General features: G+C 66.4%; 3 protein-coding genes. 1 reads left to right on the top strand and 2 read right to left on the bottom strand.

Going from position 1 to position 1,509, the window contains the following annotated elements:
* Positions 1-160 precede the first annotated feature (160 nt).
* Entirely contained in the window at positions 161-412 is a 252-nt protein-coding gene (locus tag ACIPIA_RS16090; RefSeq protein WP_400510978.1) for a DUF2798 domain-containing protein, read from the top strand.
* Positions 413-416: 4 nt separating this feature from the next.
* On the opposite strand, the gene ACIPIA_RS16085 is transcribed toward ACIPIA_RS16090, so the two are convergent.
* Together ACIPIA_RS16085 and ACIPIA_RS16080 are read right to left on the bottom strand one after the other, a co-directional pair.
* Positions 417-842: a secondary thiamine-phosphate synthase enzyme YjbQ gene (locus tag ACIPIA_RS16085; RefSeq protein WP_400510977.1), complete on the bottom strand. Its 426-nt coding sequence runs from the start codon at positions 840-842 to the stop codon at positions 417-419.
* Positions 843-849: 7 nt separating this feature from the next.
* A complete protein-coding gene (locus ACIPIA_RS16080; protein ID WP_400510979.1) occupies positions 850-1,461 on the bottom strand; it encodes a LysE family translocator in 612 nt (203 codons plus the stop codon).
* Between the last annotated feature and the right edge of the window lie 48 nt (positions 1,462-1,509).

Here is a 1,509-nt window from a genome sequence, read left to right as displayed (position 1 = left end):
GCACGGTAACCGGCTTGGCATTCGGGCTGCCATCGACTATGCAGCCGCCATCGGGCATAGCACCCGTTCGTAAGCGTCTCACGTCAGGCAACGCATCCAATCGGCATGATGCCGTATCCGGATGCATCCGAACGGCCTGCCACTTGCGAAAGCCCGACCTATGCCTCGCCCTGCCTTCCGCCGCCTCCCCGCCCGCTACGCCGGTGTGGCGATGCCGTTCTTCCTCTCGATCCTGATGACCTTCGTCGTCTCGGGCATCTCGACCCTCAAGGCTCTCGGCCCGACGGTCGAGTTTCTGCAGACCTGGCCCGCATCCTGGGCCTTGTCCTGGATCGTTGCCTTCCCGACCTTGCTGCTGGTCCTGCCCATCGTCCGGCGCCTCGTCGCGCTGGTCGTCGCGCCGCCGGCCTGAACGACTATTCGCCGAGGTGCAGCGCGACCTCGCGCCGATGCGGCCTTGCGCGGTGCTCGAAAAGATAGATGCCCTGCCAGGTGCCGAGTGCGAGACGGCCACCGATCACCGGGATGCCGAGGGAAACCGGCGTCAGCGCCGCCTTGATATGGGCCGGCATATCGTCGGGTCCCTCGGCCCGATGGACCAAATAGTCCATCGCAGGATCATCGGCCGCTGGAACCAGCCTGCGGAAAAACGCGTCGAGATCGCGCTGGACGTCCGGGTCGGCATTTTCCTGGATCAGCAGCGAGCAGGAGGTGTGGCGCACGAACAGCGTCAGGAGCCCGCTCGTCTCCCCGCCGCCCCGCAGGAAGGCGACGGCGCGGTCCGTGAACTCATAGAGCCCCGGACCGCGCGTCTCGATCGTCAGGATCGCCTGCCGCGCCATCGGCTCGTCAACGCTCCGTCAGCGCGAGCTTGGCGCCGAGCGCGACGAAGGCGGCGGCGAAACTGCGGCGCAGCCAAGCCATCACCGCCGGGCGCCCGATGACCTTGTCGCGCATCGCGGCAGCGAACAGGCCGTAAAGCGCGAAGACGACGAACGTCATCGCCATGAACACGCCCGAGAGCTCCAGCATCCGCGACATCGGGTTTGCTTCGTCGGCCGCGATGAACTGCGGCAGGAACGCGACGAAGAAGATCGAGAGCTTGGGATTGAGCAGGTTGATCGCGAGCCCGTCGCGCAGCACGAGCCAGGCCGAGCGTGCGTCCGCCCTGGTGTCGACCTTGAGCGCGCCATGTTCCTTGAGCGTCTGCCAGGCCATGTAGAGCAGATAGGCGACGCCGGCATATTTCACGATCGCAAAGGCGAGCGCGCTGGCATGCAGCAGCGCCGCGATGCCCATGATCGCCGCGATCAGATGCGGCACGATGCCGATCGTGCAGGCGAATGCCGCGAGCACGCTCGCCCGTGAACCGCGCGTGAGCCCGGCAGCGATGGTGTAGATCGCGCCTGTTCCCGGCGAGGCGACGATGATCAGCGAGGTCAGCAGGAACTCGGGTGACATGATGCCTCCACAGGCGGTGATCGCGCAGGAAGCCCTGTCACGCCCGGA

Source organism: Allobosea sp. CER48 (assembly GCF_044752385.1).
In the GTDB taxonomy this organism is placed as follows: domain Bacteria; phylum Pseudomonadota; class Alphaproteobacteria; order Rhizobiales; family Beijerinckiaceae; genus Allobosea.
The sequence above is the reverse complement of the archived record's forward strand: the minus strand, read 5'-3'. Positions and strand labels throughout refer to the sequence as shown.

Excerpts from the sequence above, each read along its gene's own strand:
- ACIPIA_RS16085 (WP_400510977.1), bottom strand. The coding sequence starts at position 842 with ATGGCGCGGCAGGCGATCCTGACGATCGAGACGCGCGGTCCGGGGCTC.
- ACIPIA_RS16090 (WP_400510978.1), top strand. The coding sequence starts at position 161 with ATGCCTCGCCCTGCCTTCCGCCGCCTCCCCGCCCGCTACGCCGGTGTG.
- ACIPIA_RS16080 (WP_400510979.1), bottom strand. The coding sequence starts at position 1,461 with ATGTCACCCGAGTTCCTGCTGACCTCGCTGATCATCGTCGCCTCGCCG.